This window comes from Microcoleus sp. S13_C5 (assembly GCF_036700845.1).
GTDB lineage: Bacteria > Cyanobacteriota > Cyanobacteriia > Cyanobacteriales > Microcoleaceae > Microcoleus.
This window is the reverse complement of record NZ_JAUBPR010000001.1, coordinates 205,687-223,142: the sequence shown is the minus strand read 5'-3', so window position 1 is coordinate 223,142 and position 17,456 is coordinate 205,687. Positions and strand designations below refer to the sequence as shown.

The following is a 17,456-nucleotide window of genomic DNA, read 5'->3' as shown; positions in this document are numbered from 1 at the left end:
AATACACTCCTACATACTGATACTATTGAGTACCAACGAAGGCTTGAGAGCAATGTAAGGAATTACTCGTTTTTGATTGTTGGCATCAATCTTCTGTTCAGCCATATTCAAATTTTGTTGGAACTGGCTGGCTAAAAAGTCGATCGGCGTTCCCGCAAAAACTTCGTTGAAACTCATCCGGTAGAGTTCTCGGAAAGATTTATCGTAATAACCCAAACGGTCGTATCGATAAGCTGACAAAATAAACAGAATTTGCAGTTGGTCAGCCGCTCGTTTGTACGGAGGAAGCAACCGTAAAATGTCCTTTTCCGTAATCACTTCTAGATTACCCGAAGCGGTAATTTTAGGAATGTCCCGGTAGGCGGCCAAGGGCATATTGGCAGCAAAACTCATGTATTCATACTGGGGAAAATTGACTGCTGAATGCTGCGGCCCGCAGGTAAAAATTACAGTTGTGACAATTTTAATTAATTGTTCAACAGTGTTGATTTTGCTTGGCATTCCTTTGACTTTACCGCCCTTAGCCGAAGCTAATTCTTTGGCCCAGGCTTGCAATTCCACATCTTGTGCGATCTCTTCATTCGTCGCGTAAAAGAAGTTGAGATAGCCAGATACAAAGGTTTCAATCGCATTCCACAGCAGCAATCCATCATCTCGGTAAGGATAGTGAGGCAGTTGATTGGAGTCATCCATTCCCCGATTTTTCAGTTCTGCGGGCAAGGCAAATTGATCGAGACTCCACGTACTGCACGCCTCTCTACTTATTTCTATTGTCTCTGCCAAGGTGCCGCCTAGCAATTCATCGACGGGCCCGCCGGGAGCGATCAAGTGAGAACGCGCCAGATCGTTATTGGTCAACATAAACCGAAAGTGCGGTTTCAGCAGCAGACTAAGCGGGTGATTTTTAGCCAACTGTCGGGCGGTGACGATCGCGATTGGTTCCATAACAAGATGAGTTCGACCTAAATGGGAACTCATTTCATGGTGATTAGCATCTGCTACTTGTACACAGAGTTTCGCATACAGCCAATCGATAGGAGGATCGAATGGGGTATACACATGGCTACCCGGCGTCGGATCTAGTTGAATGGCAATAGGTGTCATTTCACCGCGATCGCGGATTCCCGTCCACCGCCAAGCGAAAAAAGCCCGCGGTTTAGGCAAGTATTTTCTGCCTTTTTCATAGGTTCCGCCTCCAACGAGAGCAGGCGCGCGATAGTGTTCGTCAGTACCTGTGTAATCGGCAATGTAAATGTTGTTGTCCTGCAACTCTTGGCGCCGATCGAATAATGGGTGCAAATTAGAAAGATCGGTCAGTGTTTGTGCCCGAGGATCGCTCGCATCTAAGAGGCGAAGTACCATCGGATTTGCTCCAGACAGGCGCTGTTCTGCAAAAGAGCGATCGGTTTGGTAAATTTTGGCAACACCAGGTAGCGGCAGCAGACTAAAGAAATCTTCATAGTCTTGGAGCTCGTCGAGAGGATCGAGAAAAGTTCTCGCATCGGCTGCCAGCATATTTGCGGGAAGTTCCGATGTTGCTAATATCCGTTCTGCAATATACTTACTCGAAAAATTCTCGACTGGTGGCACATCTTTCAATAATGCCAAAGGTGATAAACTCTCATAGTCAAACTGATAAGCTTTTTGCTGACCCTTCAAGGAATCTTTGCGCTGTTCTTGGTTCGGATCGTCTTGAGGAAGAGAAGGTTTCATATTGTCTACCATTGTATAAATCAACTCTCTTTTTGTAGTAAAATCTCGGACATCATCACTACTGATCGAGGATGGAATTTAAAAAGAATTGTGCCGGATCACTCTTGATATAGGTCTTATTCACCGAGCAATAATCTTATTCCGGATTTTTTTAAACTCAGAAAAATTCCTCAAAAGAAGGCAACACTTCTCGATCTCTCTAAATCCACATAGAGCGGTTTGATTCTCCCGATAAGTAGCTCGCACTCAAGAACCCCGACTGCTCAAAGAAGTCGGGGCTCGTGGTGTTAGGTTTTTTGAGCTGGGTCTACTGATTAGCGATTAGGTATGAGTCAGTAAATATTGACCGTTGCCGTTATATTCGCCGTCGCAACTGGCGAAATTAGTCCCCAACCAAATTAAGTAAAACCGCCAGATGCGGCGAAATTTGGCATAGTCGATGTCGATGCCGTAGTTTAAATCTTTGACTATTGCCTGAGAATCGTCAAAGTTTTTCAGCCAGTTAGCAAATGTTTTGGAGTAATTAGAGCCGTTGATATACCATCTTTTAATGGTCTTGAGGTCTTTATTGTAGCTGGGAACTGCATCGTATTTCCAGTAACGGCCGTGGGGGAAAATGTATTTGTGGGTGAAAACGCTGGATATATTGTTGGGAGTGCGAACTGTGATGATGTGAATGAAAACTTTGCCGTTATCCTTCAGGAAAGAGGCCAGCTTTTGGAAAGCTTTCGTTAAATTACCCACATGACAAAAAACTCCAATGGAGAGAATTTTGTCAAATTTTGTCTCCAATTGGGCGTCGTTCAAATCGCCTTCATATAGGGTAAATCGACCGGAACTAAGGTAGCTTTCGGGGTCTTGCATCTTCTGACGCATATACTCGCATTGGTGGTGGCTCAAGTTAATCCCGGTAAAGGTGACATTGGGGAATTTGGAAAGAATGTAATTGGGAACACAACCCCAACCGCAGCCAAAGTCTAAAATATTGTCGCCATCTTGAATCTCTAGCTTTTCAATCACATCATCAATCATCTGAATTTGCGATTGTTCAAGGTTTGCGGCTCCTTTTTCCCACAATCCCATGCTGTATTTAGGATAAATGAGTTTCCCCTCGCCTAGCATCGGATTCAGCATGGCTTGAGGCAAGTCGTACTGAATTTTCATTAAATCCCGCGGCCCTTCGGCTGTATGGTCTGTTTCTGTTAGTACCCATTCGTAGGGTGCAAGCAGGGACGGGAAATGCTTAAAAAAGACGGGCATCCAGGTATCAAAAAGCGATCGCAATACTGAATCTGGGACTTCTAATCCGTTGATGTAAGACTCTGCTACTGCCATTTGCACCGTGTTAACTGCACTGACTCCGAGGCGGGTTGCTCCGTAGGCGATCGGACTTTTGGTATGGATATTTCCTACGAATGGAATGTGGTTTTCGATGCTTTCTAGGGCTGTTGATGAAGTCATGGTTATACTCGTTTTAAAGATGCTGCTATTGTATCTCACAAAAATTGGCTGGTTGTTAGAGAGCAAAAAAGCTGAAACTCTTGCCAAGTAAGCGTTACATACCAAAATTCCCCAAAATCCTAAAAATATATGGCGGTTGAAGGGGATTTGATAACGGATTTATAGGGGTTTGGGCGATCTTAATTTTATTAAGAATTATGTCAGTCCATTTTAGATTTTAGATTTTAGATTTTAGATTAACTCCACAGCTTGAATGGGGATATTTTCAGGGTGAGATGAAAATTGGAGTGTTCATTTATACCATTTTAGATTTTAGAATTGAAAATAAATGATGAGCTAAGAGTTGGACTCTTGCCTAGAGTTGCTTTCTTTTTTTAAAGTTGTGTCAGTTTGGCGGTTGAGCGGACGAAACGACAAGCAAATGCCGATCGCGACTTATAGTTAAGGAATCAGGGATACAGAAAAAATGCCCAGAAACCGGGTTTGCATACAGGTTCGCTGCAATAACAGATGTCCGCGAGATTCCTCGCTAATTAGCTAGACGCGCCACATATGCCACAGATTCACTATCTACCGGACGATCGCACGATCGAGATAGACGACGACGATATAATTCTGGAAGCTTCCCTGCGTGCCGACATTCCCCACACCCACATCTGCGGCGGTAGCGCCCGATGTTCGACTTGCCGGGTATTGATTGTCGAAGGTTTAGAATTTTGCTCTCCGCGCACTTTGCCGGAAGAGGAACTCGCGAAAAAATTGCGTTTAGAACCGGAAATTAGGCTGGCTTGTCAGACGCAGATTGCGGGCGGCAAGGTGATTTTGCGCCGATTGGCGATCGATTCTGAAGACTTGGAATCATTTACTGACGAAATGGCCGGAAAGTTGATTTCTTCTCCTGTGGGTCAAGAGAAGAAAATTGCTATTTTGTTTGCCGATATTCGAGGGTTTACAGCGTTTGCAGAATCGCTGTTGCCCTACGATGTAATTTATGTTTTAAATCGCTATTTCCAAAAAATGGGTTATGTTATTAACCGCAATGGCGGGATGATTAATAATTACATGGGAGATGGTTTTATGGCGCTGTTTGGGTTGGAAAATCCCGACAAGGCGGCGGAACAAGCGGTGAGGGCTGGGGTGGATATGCTGGAGGAACTAGAGAAACTCAATCCCTATTTTGAGACTTTATACCGTCACCAGTTGCGGATTGGAATTGGCATTCACTGCGGATGGGTTGTTGTGGGGAATTTGGGGGCGTCGAAGAGTCAGACGGTGACGGCGATCGGAGATGCGGTGAATTTTGCCAGCCGGATCGAGGCTGCTAACAAGCAAGTAGGAACAAGTTTACTGATTTCCGAGGAGACTTATCAGGAAGTTAAGGAATTAGCGATCGTCAATCAGTGCGTATCCGTGCAAATTCCGGGGAAAAGTGGCGAATATCCGCTGTATGAAGTAGTCGGGATGCCGCCGCTTCCCGTGGGAATCGAGGAGATTTCCGAGGTAAGGGAAGGTTCTATTTGGCAAAGTTTTGTCAATAAATTGCTGGCTTTGTATGCTGTGGCTTACAATTGGATTAGGAAAATTTGGAGTCAAATTAGAAAACTATAGATCAACTTTTTTGAGTTTTGTTATTTCCTCGATAAGATGAATATTCCTCAGTCAATAGTTCGCATTTTTCTCATGCTCCCCAACGGTCAGATTGGGGCACAACTGCGAGATAATATTCCAGGTATTGCCAGTCAAGGAATGCTTTCTACTTTTGGGGGTGGCGTGGACATTGGAGAAAGTCCAAAGCAGGCAGCCCTGCGAGAATTAGAGGAAGAAACTTTCCTCACAACCAATGATTACAAAATGGAGTTTATCACAACTTTTACTCACCAGAAGACTGCCAAGGATATAAAAGTATTACAAAACAACCACCTTTTTTTGGCTAGAGTTAGCGATTGTGATAAAATAGAAATCAAAGAAGGTGTGGGTTTAGTAGTTTTGAGAAAAGATGTAGATTTCGAGAAAGTCAACGCAGGTGAGGGTACTCAAATGGCTTGGAAATTATTGCAGGAATATTTAAAATCCAAAGTCAAACATGACCTTTTACCCGCGAGGGAAATAAAACTTTAATAGAGAACTTATTTACTATGTTGCCAAATATGAATTTAGATTACGAATCATTACTACAACGGGCCATCGCGATCGCAGCCAAAGCTCATGAGGGGCAGGTTGACAAAGCAGGCAATCCCTATCTCGATCATCCGCTATTTGTGATGGAAAATGTAAATTCTCTAGAGCAAAAAATCGTAGCGGTTCTACACGATGCCGTCGAAGATTCTGAACTTACACTTGAGCAACTTAGAAGCGAAGGTTTTCCTGAAGTTCTAGTCGGGGCGATCGTGGCGATTACCAAAATAGAAGGAGAAGCTTATGCAGCTTATTTAGAACGTGTGATTGCCAACCCGATCGCACTGCGAGTCAAAATCGCTGATGTTACTCATAACCTCGATCTTCGTCGCATCGCCAATCCCACAGAGGCAGATTTTCAACGGATTGCCAAATACAAAAAAGTCCTCAGTCAGTTGCGTGCAGCTTTAAAATAATTATTAACCGCAAATATCCGCGTTAATCCGCGTGCATCTGCGGTTAAAAAAATCCCAAAATCCTAAGCCATCACCATCCCCCCATCCACATTAAAAACCTGCCCCGTTATATAAGCCGCCGCCGCATCCGCCGCCAAAAACTTCACCATTCCTGCCACTTCCTCAACTTCCCCATATCTCCCCAGGGGAATATACTTCAAAATCTCATCAGACTTGACATCCTTAGTCATATCTGTAGTAATAAAACCCGGTGCAACTGCATTCACAGTAATCCCGCGAGTCGCCAACTCTTTCGCCACAGTTTTAGTAAACCCAATTACCCCAGCTTTCGCCGCACTGTAATTAGCTTGTCCGGGATTGCCCATTTGCCCAGCAACCGAAGCAATATTAATAATTCGACCGCTTCGCTGTTTCAGCATGATTTTACTGGCAGCTTTCGCACACAAAAACACGCCGGTTAGATTCAAATCAATTACCGCTTGCCAATCTTCCAACTTCATCCGCAGCAGCAAAGTATCGCGAGTAATGCCGGCATTGTTCACCAAAATGTCAATTCGTCCCCATTTTTCCATGACATTACTGGTGAGTAAATCTACTTGGTCAGTTTTCGAGACATCTGCTGCAAGTGCGACAGCTTCTCCTCCAGCAGCGACTATTTCTGCTACCACCTCATCAGCAGCAGCACTCGAACTCGCATAGTTTACGGCGACTTTAGCGCCCTCTGCTGCTAGGGTTAAAGCAACGGCGCGGCCGATTCCCCGCGACGCACCGGTCACGACAGCAACTTGACCCCGCAATCTCTGAAAAGTCTCTGGTAATAATTCCATAATTGTATCCTCGCAATCTACCAGAGAATTTTGCACTAAAATCGAGCCAGAACCCAAAAAATTATTTTGTCTTATGGCAGTTCAAAAACAGTTCAGCAGTTTTGAAGAGTTACTATCGGGCTCTGACTTGCCGGTGTTGGTAGATTTTTACGCTACTTGGTGCGGGCCTTGTCAGATGATGGCACCGATTTTGGAGCAAGTCAGCGGTCAGATGAAGGACAAGCTGATGGTTGTCAAAATTGACACGGATAAGTACGAACAGTTGGCGTCGCAGCATCACATTTATGCTTTGCCGACTTTGGTGCTGTTCAAAAATGGCGCTGAGGTCGATCGCATTGAGGGAGTGCTGCAAGCCGCGCAGTTGATTGATCGAGTGCAACCTCACTTGTAGCACGAGCCAATTATCTCACACCTAGGGTGCGTCAGCTAATATCTGATTAATTATAAATAAGATAATCCTAGTTGACGCACCCTACTTATGAAGACTCCCAGCCACGCTATTATCAATCTCGCAATTCTCGGCAAACCGCAACTGCCGCAAGCTAATTTAATTATTGTGATCGGCGGAATTTTGCCGGATATTCCGATATTTTTATTTTACTTTTGGGCGAAATACATTGCTCGCTTACCCGCAGCTACAATTTGGTCAAAAGCATATTATGAGCCTTTTGTGCAAGATATTGTGGCTCTGTTTCATTCTATCCCTCTGGCGGCAATCGGCTGGCTAATTGCTTATTACTTTGGCTTGCAAAGTGTGCAAATTCTGTTTATGAGCATGATACTGCACTCTCTGGGAGATTTGCCTGTCCACAATGACGACGCTCACCGACACTTTTTTCCGTTCAGCAATTACCGTTTTATCAGTCCGATTTCTTATTGGGATAGGAAGCACTACGGGTCAATTGTTTCTTTGGTTGAAATGTTGTTAGTGCTGCTGTCAACTTACCGCGTTTTTGGTTTTGTTAATTCTTATGCTGGAAAAACGTTGTTAATTTTGGTGAATGGTTTTTACTGGGCTGGCGCGGTTTATTTTCAGGTGCGAGATTTATTTAAATTCACTTCTCAAAGATGAAACATGAACTCAAAATTACCAATTAGCAATTACCATCTTGTTAACTACGACGAATATTAAAACAGCACCAATCTTGGCGCTTCCACAGAGTAGCGACAATCCAGCCGTGCTGTTCGAGAGTGTCAGCAATTGGCTTAGCTTGTTCGAGCAAAATGCCGCTGAGCACGCCCCAAGTAGTGGGTTTGCTAATTGCAGTGAATTGCGGGATCAAATCAATGATTACTTCTGCTAGGATGTTGCATATCAAACCGTCGATCGGCTCATCTAGCATTTCTTTCAAGCGATCGATACTTCCGAGCTCTGCAACTAACTGCTGAGAATTAACGCGGTTGAGTAGTCTGTTGCTAATGGTCGATCGCACTGCCAAAGGATCAGTATCCAAAGCATAAACTTTTGTAGCGCCCAACAACACCGCGCCGATCGACAAAATACCCGATCCGCAGCCAATATCAGCAACTATGGACTCTTTGTCATCAAAACCAAGACGCATTTCCAGCGACTCCAGACACAGTTGAGTAGTAGCGTGAGCACCGGTACCGAAAGCGACACCCGGATCTAAACGCAAAATGACGCGATCGGTATCAGTTGGTAGGGGCAGCCAGGCGGGATTAATTAAAAAGCGATCGCCCACTTCTTGAGGCTGCCAGTGTTCCTTCCAAGTGCTGCCCCAGTCCTCATCTTCAATCAAATCCCACTGCATCGCAGGTAGGGGCAAACCTGCACACAGAGCATCTTGACGCAACCACAGAGACAGAGCGGCCAAATCCAGCAATCCTGCCTGTTCTTCGGGCAAATAAGCCGACATCAGACAGGAATTACTTTTGATCTCAGTAGCACTTCCCCTACAGTTAAACCGTTCCAGACGCCAAAAGATGATATCTTCCAGCGCCGGATCGCAAAGAATTCTAATTTCCCACCAACTATGTGCCATAACAATTTTAGATTTTAGATTTTAGATTTTAGATTTGCCCAGGGGAACTGGAGACTGGGAACTGGGGAGTGAGGAAGGAGGATTGGCTAATAGAAAAATTCCCGCTTTCAGGCCAATTACCAACGATCAATTACCCATTACCAATTATCAGCCCTTGCATCCAAAATCTAAACTCCAAAATCCGTCAAAGATTTACTGTGTAAGCATCCCGAATTCCCGGAACTTTTAGGATCTCCGCCAGTATCCCCTCTGGTAGAGGGTCATCGAGGCTCAAAACCATCACCGCATCGCCTCGCACGATTTTACGGCCTACCTGCATACTGGCAATATTGACATTAAAACTACCCAATTGGGAACCAATTTTGCCAATAATCCCCGGCATATCGCGGTGCAGGGTAAACAGCATATGGTGAGTGGGGGAAACGTTGACCGGGAAATCGTCAACGCTGGTAATCCGAATTTCGCTTTCACCGAGCACTGCACCCGTGACTGTGTGTTCGCCGAGAGTTCCCTTGGCCGAGAGGTGCAGGGAGCCGGTGTAGTCGCGAATTGAGGCGTCTCTGGTTTCGACGACGCGAATCCCCCGTTCTTTGGCTTCTATGCTGGCGTTGACGTAGTTAACGCGCTCTCGCAGGGCTTGGGAGAGCAGGCCTTTGAGGGCGGCAACGACTACGGGCTGGCTTTGGTTGCTAGCCAATTCCCCTTGAAGTTGCACATTGAGGTAATCGACTCGGCCTCCGGCTAGCTGGCTGACGAGGTTGCCGAGAGTTTCGGCGAGTTGCAGGTAGGGTTTGAGTTTTTCGATCGAATCTGGGTAAATTCCTGGTATGTTAACAGCCGATCGCGCGGGCAGCCCCAAGAGTACATCACGAATTTGTTCAGCAACGTCGATCGCCACATTCACCTGAGCTTCCGCTGTGGATGCTCCCAAGTGGGGCGTTAGCACGATGTTCTGCCCGACACTCCGCAGCGGGGAATCGGCTTCGAGGGGTTCGTGTTCGTAAACGTCCAAAGCTGCGCCGGCGATCTTGCCTTCTTTGATGGCTTCTGCGAGGGCTGCTTCGTCGATGATGCCACCTCTAGCGCAGTTTATGATGCGGGCCGTAGGCTTCATTTTCGACAGCACCTGAGCGTTAATTAAGTGCAGGGTTTCCGGCGTTTTGGGGATGTGCAGGGTGATGTAGTCGGATTCGCGCATCAGCAGTTCGAGTTCTACCAAGCGGCAACCCAACTGGTCGGCTCTTTCGGTGGAAATGAAGGGATCGTATGCCAGCAGTTTCATGCCCATTGCTTTGGCTGCAGCCGCGAGGTGGGAGCCGATTTTACCCAAACCGACGATGCCGAGGGTTTTTTTGTAAACTTCTACGCCGATAAAGCGGTTGCGTTCCCATTTACCACCTTTGACGGATGCGTTGGCTTCCGGGATGTGGCGGGACATTGAGAGCATCATGGCGAGCGCGTGTTCGGCTGCGGCGATCGTGTTGCCTTCGGGGGAATTGACGACTACAATTCCTTTGCGGGTAGCTGCGGGTACATCGACATTATCCACGCCGACGCCGGCTCTGCCGATGATTTTGAGTGAATTCCCGGCTTCAATGATTTCTTTGGTAACTTGGGTGCCAGAACGGATCATTAAAGCGTCGTAATCTGGAATAATTCGTACCAGTTCTTCGGCTGAGAGTCCTGTGTTTACGTCAACTTGCGCGACTTGGGACAGGATGTCAATTCCGGCTTGGTCGATCGGATCGGATACTAGAACTTTAGGCATAGCAAGCAATTGAGTGCAATAGTAAAAATAGACCGAGCGTTGGCGAGCTCAAAGTTGAGACTTATGACTTAGAGCAGTATCTAACAGCTCAGCTCAAGCTTGCCTTTGTGCAGTTTGAATTGTATCTGTATTCGGTCAAGGTCGGCCGTTTTTTGCATGAAATATTTTAGCTTGGGGGGCGATCGGACTCTCTGAATGTCTGAAAAACCCCCAAGTGCTTAGCTAGTATGTCTTTTCGGTCTATAATAGACTTTGGCTATTCAAGCCTAACTATCAGGAATTGTTTTCTAATGAATTATCTTATCGCCGTACTGCCCGATCGAATTCAAGCCGAAGCTGCCTATTGTGCTCTGGAAAAAGAAGGCTTGCCCATGAACCAAGTGAGCATTTTGGGTCGTGGCTACAAAACTGCTGATGAATTTGGCTTGATCGACCCTAACCAGCAAGCGAATAAACAAGCTAAACTCATGGCTGTTTGGCTAGTGCCGTTTGGCTTTATTGCTGGCGTTACTTTCAGTCTGATGACTCAGTTGAAGACTTTTGCGTGGGCGGGGGAAATTGGCGATCATGCGATCGGCGGAGTGCTAGGTGCGATCGCCGGCGGGATGGGCAGCTTTGTTGTTGGCGGCGCCGGGGGCATGGCTTTTGGCAGCGGCGATGCTTTGCCCTACCGCAACCGTTTGAATGCGGGTAAGTTTTTGATTGCGGTTAAGGGTACTGATGATTTGACTGGGAAAGCTGCGAAGATTTTGCAGCAGTTTAAACCCGAAAATATCCAAGGTTATACAGAGACTTAGTTATTTGTTTGTTAACAGTTGACTGTTGACGGTTAACTGTTGACATTCAACTCGTGTAATATTTGGAGGCAGTTATCTTTTCCCACTCATTCATGATATGATAGGCTGCCAAAGGTTGCATTTGGTATGACCTATGAAAATCCTCCACGGGACTTGGATTCCTCAAACAGAAGAGAGTTTTGTTCAAGGTGGAACTTTTTGTCTTTGGGTTGAAACCACTCAAAAGAAAAAACAGCCTGCTAAGGTTCATCCCCGACAATTGGGGACGGCACAGTTAAGAGAGTTTCTAACGAAAGAAGCCGGGATTCAACTGTCAGCAGTCAGCAATACAAGTGCGATGGGGCGAGAATACGCGATCGTCCCTCGGTATTTTTTACTCCCCACTGCCGATAACCAGCCGTTACCATCTTTAGAGTTAGCGCGATATTTAGAGACAGAATTACCCGAAACATTTGAGTTGGAGTATTGGGAAGTTGACTGTGTGTCCATCGCCACCCACACTTTGACTAAAGTATTGAACGATCTGCATTTTTTTGCCCTCTACGATTTAGCAGAAGTTCAGTTTGGTTCAGACTTGCTATTTTGGTATCACTACACCCAAAATTTTAAGCAAATTGTTCTGAAAGATCATTATATTCCGGCGTTGCGCTATCGAGAAACTGCTCCGATCGCGATCGCACCCATCGAAACATCCGAACCCGCTGAGAAAGCCACGCGCGGGCGTAAGAAAGCGGGCGAGACAAAAACCAAAACAACTGCAAAAACTCCAAAAACACCTGCCAAAATTGAACCCAGCTTTGAGATTTATCCGGGATGGGAAATTGTTTCAACACAGTACGAAAATGATTTACAACGCTATGTTGAATGGATGCCTTTAGTTTGTGTGTCCGGTTTTCGGAAGATCCAGCTACAAGATACACCAAAGTTCTACGATCGCGAACGGTTGCTGCGGCATTTTTCCGAGTGTGCGATCGCGGAAATTGTCACTCAAACCCCCATCCCAGCATCGTTTGAAAATAAGATTGCGGATTCTTTACTCCAAATCTGTCTCAACCAAACACGAAAAATCGCGCGAGTAAGCCTTGAGCAATACCGGCAATGGCAAACCTGGCGCGATCGCATTACGCGCAATCAATCTGCTGACTCATTCTCCCTTTGCTTTCAACTACAATCCCCCGAAAACCCCGAACAGCCTTGGGTTTTAGAGTTTCAGGTGGCTGCGAAAAAAGACCCATCTCTGCGGATGCCGTTGCAGGATTATTGGCGATCGCGATCTACTCAACAAAAACAGTTGCAAACACAATTCGGAGACAACTTTGAGCAACATTTGCTGACAAATCTCGGCTACGCTGCCCGCATTTATCCCCAACTTTGGCAAGGGCTAGAAACCGACCAACCTGCTAACATTTCCCTCAGCTTAGATGATGCTTTCACCTTCCTCAGCGAGTCCGCTTGGGTATTAGAAGATGCCGGATACAAAGTGATTGTCCCCGCTTGGTGGACGCCGAAGGGACGACAACGGGCAAAGATTCGCCTGCAAGTCAAAGGGAAGGGCAGCAAGAGCGCTGCAATCAAGGGCAAAGGATTGTTTTCGGCGGATTCCTTGGTGGAATATCAATATGAATTGGCGATCGGGGGTGAACGGGTTAGCGAACAAGAATGGCAGGCGTTAGTAAATAGCAAAACACCGCTGGTGCAGTTCCGAGGACAATGGATGGAACTGGACAAAGACAAGATGCAGGAGATGTTGGAGTTTTGGAAAAAACATCGCCAAGAAAACCCCGATTTAAGCCTGATTGACTTTATGAAGTTGACGGCAGAAGGAGAAGCGAGCGAACAGTTGGAGGTTGAGCGCGATCGGGCTTTATCGGATATGTTGGAGAAGCTGAACGATAAGAGTCGGTTAGAGTTAATTGCAGATCCAGCAAAGTTTCAAGGCAAGCTACGGGATTACCAAAAGCGGGGCGTTTCTTGGTTGAGTTATTTGGAAAGTTTGGGATTAAATGGCTGTCTTGCCGATGATATGGGTTTGGGTAAATCGGCGCAGGTAATTGCTCGATTATTGCAAGAAAGAGAAGTTTTATCTACTACAAAAGAGACAGAAAAAAAGACAGAAAAAGCGCTCGCACCTTCGGTTCTACCCACGCTGCTAATTGCGCCCACTTCCGTAGTTGGTAACTGGCAAAAGGAAATGGAAAAGTTTGCTCCAGAATTGCGATCACTCATACACCACGGCCCTCAACGTTTGCAAGATTCCAAAGCATTTAAAGCCGCCGTCCAAGGTTGCGATATGTTGATTACTTCCTTTACCTTGGTGCGAAAAGATGAGAAGCTGTTGAGCAGCGTAGCGTGGCATCGCGTGGTAATTGATGAAGCCCAGAATATTAAAAATCCGAAAGCGGCGCAAACCAAGGCGATTTTAAAGTTACCCGCTACCCATCGACTAGCATTGACTGGAACACCCGTGGAAAATCGATTGCTGGATTTATGGTCAATTTTTAATTTCCTCAATCCCGGCTATCTGGGTAAAGAGGCGCAGTTTCGGAAGTTGTTTGAGATCCCGATTCAAAAAAATAGCAATCGCACGCAATCGGCAGCGCTCAAAAAATTAGTGGAACCCTTTATTCTCCGACGCCTGAAAACCGATAAGTCGATTATTCAGGATCTCCCCGACAAAGTTGAGCAAAAGCTCTACTGCAATCTCACCCGCGAGCAAGCTTCGCTTTATGAAGCGATCGTCAAAGAGGTAGAACAAGAAATTGACGCGGCGGAAGGGATGAAGCGCAAGGGGATGATTTTGGCGACACTGCTGAAGCTGAAGCAAATTTGTAACCATCCGCGCCAGTTTTTGCAAGATGAAAGTGAGTTTACACCAGAGCGATCGCACAAACTGGAACGGCTGATCGAGATGATTGAGGAAGTCAAAGCAGAAGGCGAAAGTTTACTGGTATTTACGCAGTTTACAGAACTGGGAAGCGCGTTGGAAAAATATATTAAACAAACGCTACATTACAACACTTACTACATCCACGGGGGAACCAGTCGCGAAAAACGGGAACGGATGATTTCAGAGTTTCAAGATCCAGAGTCTGAACCTTCGGTATTTATTCTGTCACTGAAGGCGGGGGGCGTGGGAATTACGCTGACAAAAGCCAATCACGTGTTCCATTTCGATCGCTGGTGGAATCCGGCAGTGGAAGATCAGGCGACGGATCGGGCGTTTCGGATCGGACAGCAAAAAAATGTGTTTGTGCATAAGTTTGTGGCGATTGGCACTTTGGAAGAAAAGATTGACCAAATGATTGAGGACAAAAAGAAATTGGCAGGGTCAATTATTGGTGCGGATGAGTCGTGGTTGACTGAGTTGGATAATGAGGCATTTAAGAAATTAATTAGGCTCAATAAAAATGCGGTTTTAGATTAGGAGAAGCCAAAAAATATGTCACAATTTACTCGGACTTGGTGGGGAAATAAATTTATCGAGGGGCTGGAAAGATTTACTGATTCTGGGCGGCTCGGACGGGGACGTTCCTATGCACGGAATGACAAGGTAAAAAGCTTTAAGATTAATGATGGCTTAGTGATGGCAGAAGTAAGAGGGTCGGTAAATCCTTATTTTGGGGTTTATAAGGAGCCACTATACAAAACTAAAATTGAGTTTCAGGCGATTAGTCAGGCAAAGTGGAAACTGGCGATCGCCCAAATGGCATCAAAAGCCAGCTTCATCTCTCGGCTGCTGCTCAACGAAATGCCCGACAATATTGAAAAGGCTTTTGCACCCCTCGGATTGCACCTTTTACCCAGCAGCCGCGAGGACTTTAAAACCACTTGCTCTTGCCCAGACTATAGCAATCCCTGCAAACATATTGCCGGAGTTTATTATTTGGTGGCGGCCGAATTGGACAAAGATCCATTTTTACTGTTTGAATTACGGGGGCTTTCTAAGGAAGTGCTGCACCGCGAATTAGCAAAAACGCCTTTGGGCTTGGCGCTGGCGGCGGAGTTGACGGCGGATGCAGCAGCCCCTGTGGCGGTGGATTCCTATTACACGCGGGCGATCGCCAGTGAGGCGCAAACGGTCAGTCTGAAAGAGTTTTGGCATGGTGCGAAGCGATTGCCGCAGACGATTGAGGTGGCAGCGCCAAGTGGGGTAAGTGCGATCGTGGTGAAGAAACAGGGAGATTTTCCACAGTTTTGGCACAAGGATGGTTCGTTTATTGAGGCGATGGAAGAACTGTATTTGCGGGTGAAGAAGAATAAGTAGTTGGGTGGACAATTTTGCTGCCATACTCGATCGAGCTCTTGCAAAAACTTTAACTCGAAGACTTCATAGATTTGGTACAATAATCGTGCTCATCATATCAGCTTTACCAGCAACTAAAATCATAGGATCGTTATTTGATGATTTTAGACTATAATTAAATTAGTGCGACTGTTAAAAAAGTAGACTTTTTAGTTACAGCAAGCTTTGGCAATTTCAAATTAGAATCTAAAATTGACTGATGTTACAAAGAGAAGAACTGTTAAAAGGCATCGAAAACCGCGACTGTGTGGCGCGGGCGATCGACCAAGCGGAACAAGCAATTAAAACTTGGGAAGTTACTCTGACTGATTTTCTGTCGCCACCAGAATTGGCGGACACTCTGACGGTATTTAAGCGGTTAACAGATGTGGAATTAGTGGCTTGGGGCGGCTACCCGCAAGCTGAAAGACAAAGAATTGCGATCGCGCGATCGGATATCCCGATCGACTCTGCTAGCGTTAACGTTGCTGCGGTAGAAATCGCTGGCAATTTCTTGTTCGATACAGCTTCTCACCGCGACTTTTTGGGGGCGATGTTGGGTACGGGAATTGTCCGCGAGAAAACTGGCGATGTGATTGTTTTGGGAGAACGCGGCGCGCAAGCCATTGTCATGCCGGAGATGGTAGAGTATTTGGAGATGAGTTTGCAACAAGTGCGATCGGTTCCTGTGCAAACGCGCCGCATTGAGTTGAGCGAACTCAAAATTAGAGAACCCAAAAAGAAAGAAATGACAACCGTTGAAGCATCCATGAGATTGGATGCTGTCGCCTCGGCTGGATTCGCAATGTCTCGCAGCAAAATGGCCGATTTAATTGATAGTGGCGACGTGCGAGTTAACTGGAAAGACGTTACTCAAGCTAGTTATAATGTCAAGTCTGGAGATTTAATTGCTGTTACCGGCAAGGGAAGATTGGAAATTGGGGAAGTTGCTGTTACTAAGAAGGAACGGTATCGAGTGCAGTTAACTCGGTATTTGTAATTCTCGGAATTAGTAATTGGGAATTGGGAATTGGGAATTTTTTTCCCTCTTCCTTTTTCCCGATCTCGGCTAAAGGGGTTAAATCTCGTACACAATCTGTTGCCGAACTTTCCTAGAACCCACCTCGGTTAAATCCGTTAAATCCGGTAGACTAATTCCTTGCCGAACTTCCTTCGTAATTACGCTTTCGCCCGAAACACCTTTTCTACCGACTTCACCAAAAGTTCTCGCGGCATCAATCGAGGCATATTTGCAATGATTTGATTGGGAATTCCCCCTGTCACAATATTAGACTCATTTTTGTCTAAAGCTGTCAAAGCATCTCGCACTACTTCCGCAGCAGGAACGAGTTTTTGCCCGCTGCTGGATGCCATAGCTTTCGGAAATTCAGCTACTGCGAAAAAGTCCGATTCTGTCGGCCCTGGGCAAAGGCACAAAACGCCAATTCCTAAATCTTTGTTCTCAGCCCAAAGTGCCTCGCTGAAACTCAAAACAAAGGCTTTAGTAGCTGCATACATTGACAAGTACGGCATCGGTTGAAAAGCTGCGATGGAGGCAACATTGATAATACTTCCTGATTTTCGCTGCCGCATTCCCTGCAAAAATAAGTGGGAGAGTTCAACTAATGCTACAATATTTAGTTGCACCATTGTTAGTTGTTTCGCAAGCGGGCGATCGGCAAAAGCACCGTAATCGCCAAAACCCGCATTGTTCACCAACAAATCAACCGTCCAACCTTTTTTAACAACCGCGTCAAATACAGCATTTGTGGCTCCTGGTGCGGTCAAATCTTGGACGATAATTTCGACCAAAATATTGAATTCCTGTTGCAGTTGAGCAGCTAGCTGTTGCAATTTGTCTTCGGAACGAGCTACCAAGATTAGATTGTGCTGGCGTTTGGCTAATTCGGCGGCAAAGGCTGCACCAATTCCGCCAGAAGCACCAGTGATTAAAGCAGTCGGCATGAATTTAATTCTGATTATTTGATATAAACTTTATATATTTTAACAATTA

The 17,456-nt window shown here is 45.9% G+C and carries 15 protein-coding genes; 9 read left to right on the top strand and 6 right to left on the bottom strand.

Annotated elements, in window-relative coordinates; all coding sequences use genetic code 11:
- Window positions 1-9 precede the first annotated feature (9 nt).
- Together QUA04_RS00940 and QUA04_RS00935 are read right to left on the bottom strand one after the other, a co-directional pair.
- Window positions 10-1,713 carry a lipoxygenase family protein gene (locus QUA04_RS00940; protein ID WP_333252901.1) on the bottom strand — a complete coding sequence of 568 codons (1,704 nt, stop codon included), beginning with the start codon at window positions 1,711-1,713 and terminating at the stop codon, window positions 10-12.
- 321 nt (window positions 1,714-2,034) lie between these two features.
- Entirely contained in the window at window positions 2,035-3,174 is a 1,140-nt protein-coding gene (locus tag QUA04_RS00935) for a class I SAM-dependent methyltransferase (RefSeq protein WP_333048929.1), read from the bottom strand.
- A 552-nt stretch (window positions 3,175-3,726) separates the two neighbouring features.
- On the opposite strand from QUA04_RS00935, the gene QUA04_RS00930 reads away from it, so the two are divergent.
- From QUA04_RS00930 to QUA04_RS00920, 3 genes are read left to right on the top strand one after another with little or no spacing between them, the layout of a single operon-like run.
- Window positions 3,727-4,782, top strand: a complete 1,056-nt coding sequence (locus tag QUA04_RS00930; protein ID WP_333252899.1) for an adenylate/guanylate cyclase domain-containing protein — start codon at window positions 3,727-3,729, stop codon at window positions 4,780-4,782.
- Window positions 4,783-4,818: 36 nt separating this feature from the next.
- Window positions 4,819-5,292 (top strand): NUDIX domain-containing protein, encoded by a 474-nt coding sequence (locus QUA04_RS00925; RefSeq protein WP_333252897.1) that lies wholly within the window; start codon window positions 4,819-4,821, stop codon window positions 5,290-5,292.
- Between the two features lie 29 nt (window positions 5,293-5,321).
- A complete protein-coding gene (locus tag QUA04_RS00920) occupies window positions 5,322-5,765 on the top strand; it encodes a GTP pyrophosphokinase (protein ID WP_333252894.1) in 444 nt (147 codons plus the stop codon).
- A gap of 62 nt (window positions 5,766-5,827) precedes the next feature.
- Here the strand turns inward: QUA04_RS00920 and fabG are convergent, their stop codons facing one another.
- Entirely contained in the window at window positions 5,828-6,592 is a 765-nt protein-coding gene (fabG, locus tag QUA04_RS00915; protein ID WP_333252893.1) for a 3-oxoacyl-[acyl-carrier-protein] reductase, read from the bottom strand.
- Window positions 6,593-6,665: 73 nt separating this feature from the next.
- Here fabG and trxA point away from each other — a divergent pair, with 73 nt between their 5' ends.
- Together trxA and QUA04_RS00905 are read left to right on the top strand one after the other, a co-directional pair.
- Window positions 6,666-6,983 carry a thioredoxin gene (trxA, locus tag QUA04_RS00910; RefSeq protein WP_333048924.1) on the top strand — a complete coding sequence of 106 codons (318 nt, stop codon included), beginning with the start codon at window positions 6,666-6,668 and terminating at the stop codon, window positions 6,981-6,983.
- 87 nt (window positions 6,984-7,070) lie between these two features.
- Complete coding sequence (locus tag QUA04_RS00905) at window positions 7,071-7,664, top strand: hypothetical protein (protein ID WP_333252891.1); 594 nt, start codon at window positions 7,071-7,073, stop codon at window positions 7,662-7,664.
- 40 nt (window positions 7,665-7,704) lie between these two features.
- Here the strand turns inward: QUA04_RS00905 and prmA are convergent, their stop codons facing one another.
- Both prmA and serA read right to left on the bottom strand, forming a co-directional pair.
- Entirely contained in the window at window positions 7,705-8,595 is an 891-nt protein-coding gene (prmA, locus tag QUA04_RS00900) for a 50S ribosomal protein L11 methyltransferase (protein WP_333048922.1), read from the bottom strand.
- Between the two features lie 184 nt (window positions 8,596-8,779).
- Window positions 8,780-10,363 (bottom strand): phosphoglycerate dehydrogenase, encoded by a 1,584-nt coding sequence (serA, locus tag QUA04_RS00895; RefSeq protein WP_333252889.1) that lies wholly within the window; start codon window positions 10,361-10,363, stop codon window positions 8,780-8,782.
- 290 nt (window positions 10,364-10,653) lie between these two features.
- On the opposite strand from serA, the gene QUA04_RS00890 reads away from it, so the two are divergent.
- The 4 genes from QUA04_RS00890 (at window position 10,654) to QUA04_RS00875 (ending at window position 16,442) form a co-directional block, all read left to right on the top strand.
- The gene (locus QUA04_RS00890) at window positions 10,654-11,160 is read left to right on the top strand and encodes a hypothetical protein (RefSeq protein WP_333252885.1); all 507 of its coding nucleotides are present in this window, start codon (window positions 10,654-10,656) and stop codon (window positions 11,158-11,160) included.
- Between the two features lie 133 nt (window positions 11,161-11,293).
- Window positions 11,294-14,584 carry a DEAD/DEAH box helicase gene (locus QUA04_RS00885; RefSeq protein WP_333252883.1) on the top strand — a complete coding sequence of 1,097 codons (3,291 nt, stop codon included), beginning with the start codon at window positions 11,294-11,296 and terminating at the stop codon, window positions 14,582-14,584.
- A 15-nt stretch (window positions 14,585-14,599) separates the two neighbouring features.
- Complete coding sequence (locus QUA04_RS00880; RefSeq protein WP_333252881.1) at window positions 14,600-15,424, top strand: SWIM zinc finger family protein; 825 nt, start codon at window positions 14,600-14,602, stop codon at window positions 15,422-15,424.
- A gap of 238 nt (window positions 15,425-15,662) precedes the next feature.
- On the top strand, window positions 15,663-16,442 hold the full coding sequence (locus QUA04_RS00875; RefSeq protein WP_333252879.1) for a photosystem II S4 domain protein: 780 nt from the start codon (window positions 15,663-15,665) through the stop codon (window positions 16,440-16,442).
- A 179-nt stretch (window positions 16,443-16,621) separates the two neighbouring features.
- Here QUA04_RS00875 and QUA04_RS00870 read toward each other — a convergent pair whose 3' ends face one another.
- Complete coding sequence (locus QUA04_RS00870; protein WP_333252877.1) at window positions 16,622-17,407, bottom strand: SDR family oxidoreductase; 786 nt, start codon at window positions 17,405-17,407, stop codon at window positions 16,622-16,624.
- Window positions 17,408-17,456 lie beyond the last annotated feature (49 nt).

Bases quoted from the DNA above. Each gene is read 5' to 3' on its own strand.
- QUA04_RS00940 (WP_333252901.1), bottom strand. From the start codon at position 1,713: ATGAAACCTTCTCTTCCTCAAGACGATCCGAACCAAGAACAGCGCAAA.
- QUA04_RS00935 (WP_333048929.1), bottom strand. From the start codon at position 3,174: ATGACTTCATCAACAGCCCTAGAAAGCATCGAAAACCACATTCCATTC.
- QUA04_RS00930 (WP_333252899.1), top strand. From the start codon at position 3,727: ATGCCACAGATTCACTATCTACCGGACGATCGCACGATCGAGATAGAC.
- QUA04_RS00925 (WP_333252897.1), top strand. From the start codon at position 4,819: ATGAATATTCCTCAGTCAATAGTTCGCATTTTTCTCATGCTCCCCAAC.
- QUA04_RS00920 (WP_333252894.1), top strand. From the start codon at position 5,322: ATGAATTTAGATTACGAATCATTACTACAACGGGCCATCGCGATCGCA.
- fabG (WP_333252893.1), bottom strand. From the start codon at position 6,592: ATGGAATTATTACCAGAGACTTTTCAGAGATTGCGGGGTCAAGTTGCT.
- trxA (WP_333048924.1), top strand. From the start codon at position 6,666: ATGGCAGTTCAAAAACAGTTCAGCAGTTTTGAAGAGTTACTATCGGGC.
- QUA04_RS00905 (WP_333252891.1), top strand. From the start codon at position 7,071: ATGAAGACTCCCAGCCACGCTATTATCAATCTCGCAATTCTCGGCAAA.
- prmA (WP_333048922.1), bottom strand. From the start codon at position 8,595: ATGGCACATAGTTGGTGGGAAATTAGAATTCTTTGCGATCCGGCGCTG.
- serA (WP_333252889.1), bottom strand. From the start codon at position 10,363: ATGCCTAAAGTTCTAGTATCCGATCCGATCGACCAAGCCGGAATTGAC.
- QUA04_RS00890 (WP_333252885.1), top strand. From the start codon at position 10,654: ATGAATTATCTTATCGCCGTACTGCCCGATCGAATTCAAGCCGAAGCT.
- QUA04_RS00885 (WP_333252883.1), top strand. From the start codon at position 11,294: ATGAAAATCCTCCACGGGACTTGGATTCCTCAAACAGAAGAGAGTTTT.
- QUA04_RS00880 (WP_333252881.1), top strand. From the start codon at position 14,600: ATGTCACAATTTACTCGGACTTGGTGGGGAAATAAATTTATCGAGGGG.
- QUA04_RS00875 (WP_333252879.1), top strand. From the start codon at position 15,663: ATGTTACAAAGAGAAGAACTGTTAAAAGGCATCGAAAACCGCGACTGT.
- QUA04_RS00870 (WP_333252877.1), bottom strand. From the start codon at position 17,407: ATGCCGACTGCTTTAATCACTGGTGCTTCTGGCGGAATTGGTGCAGCC.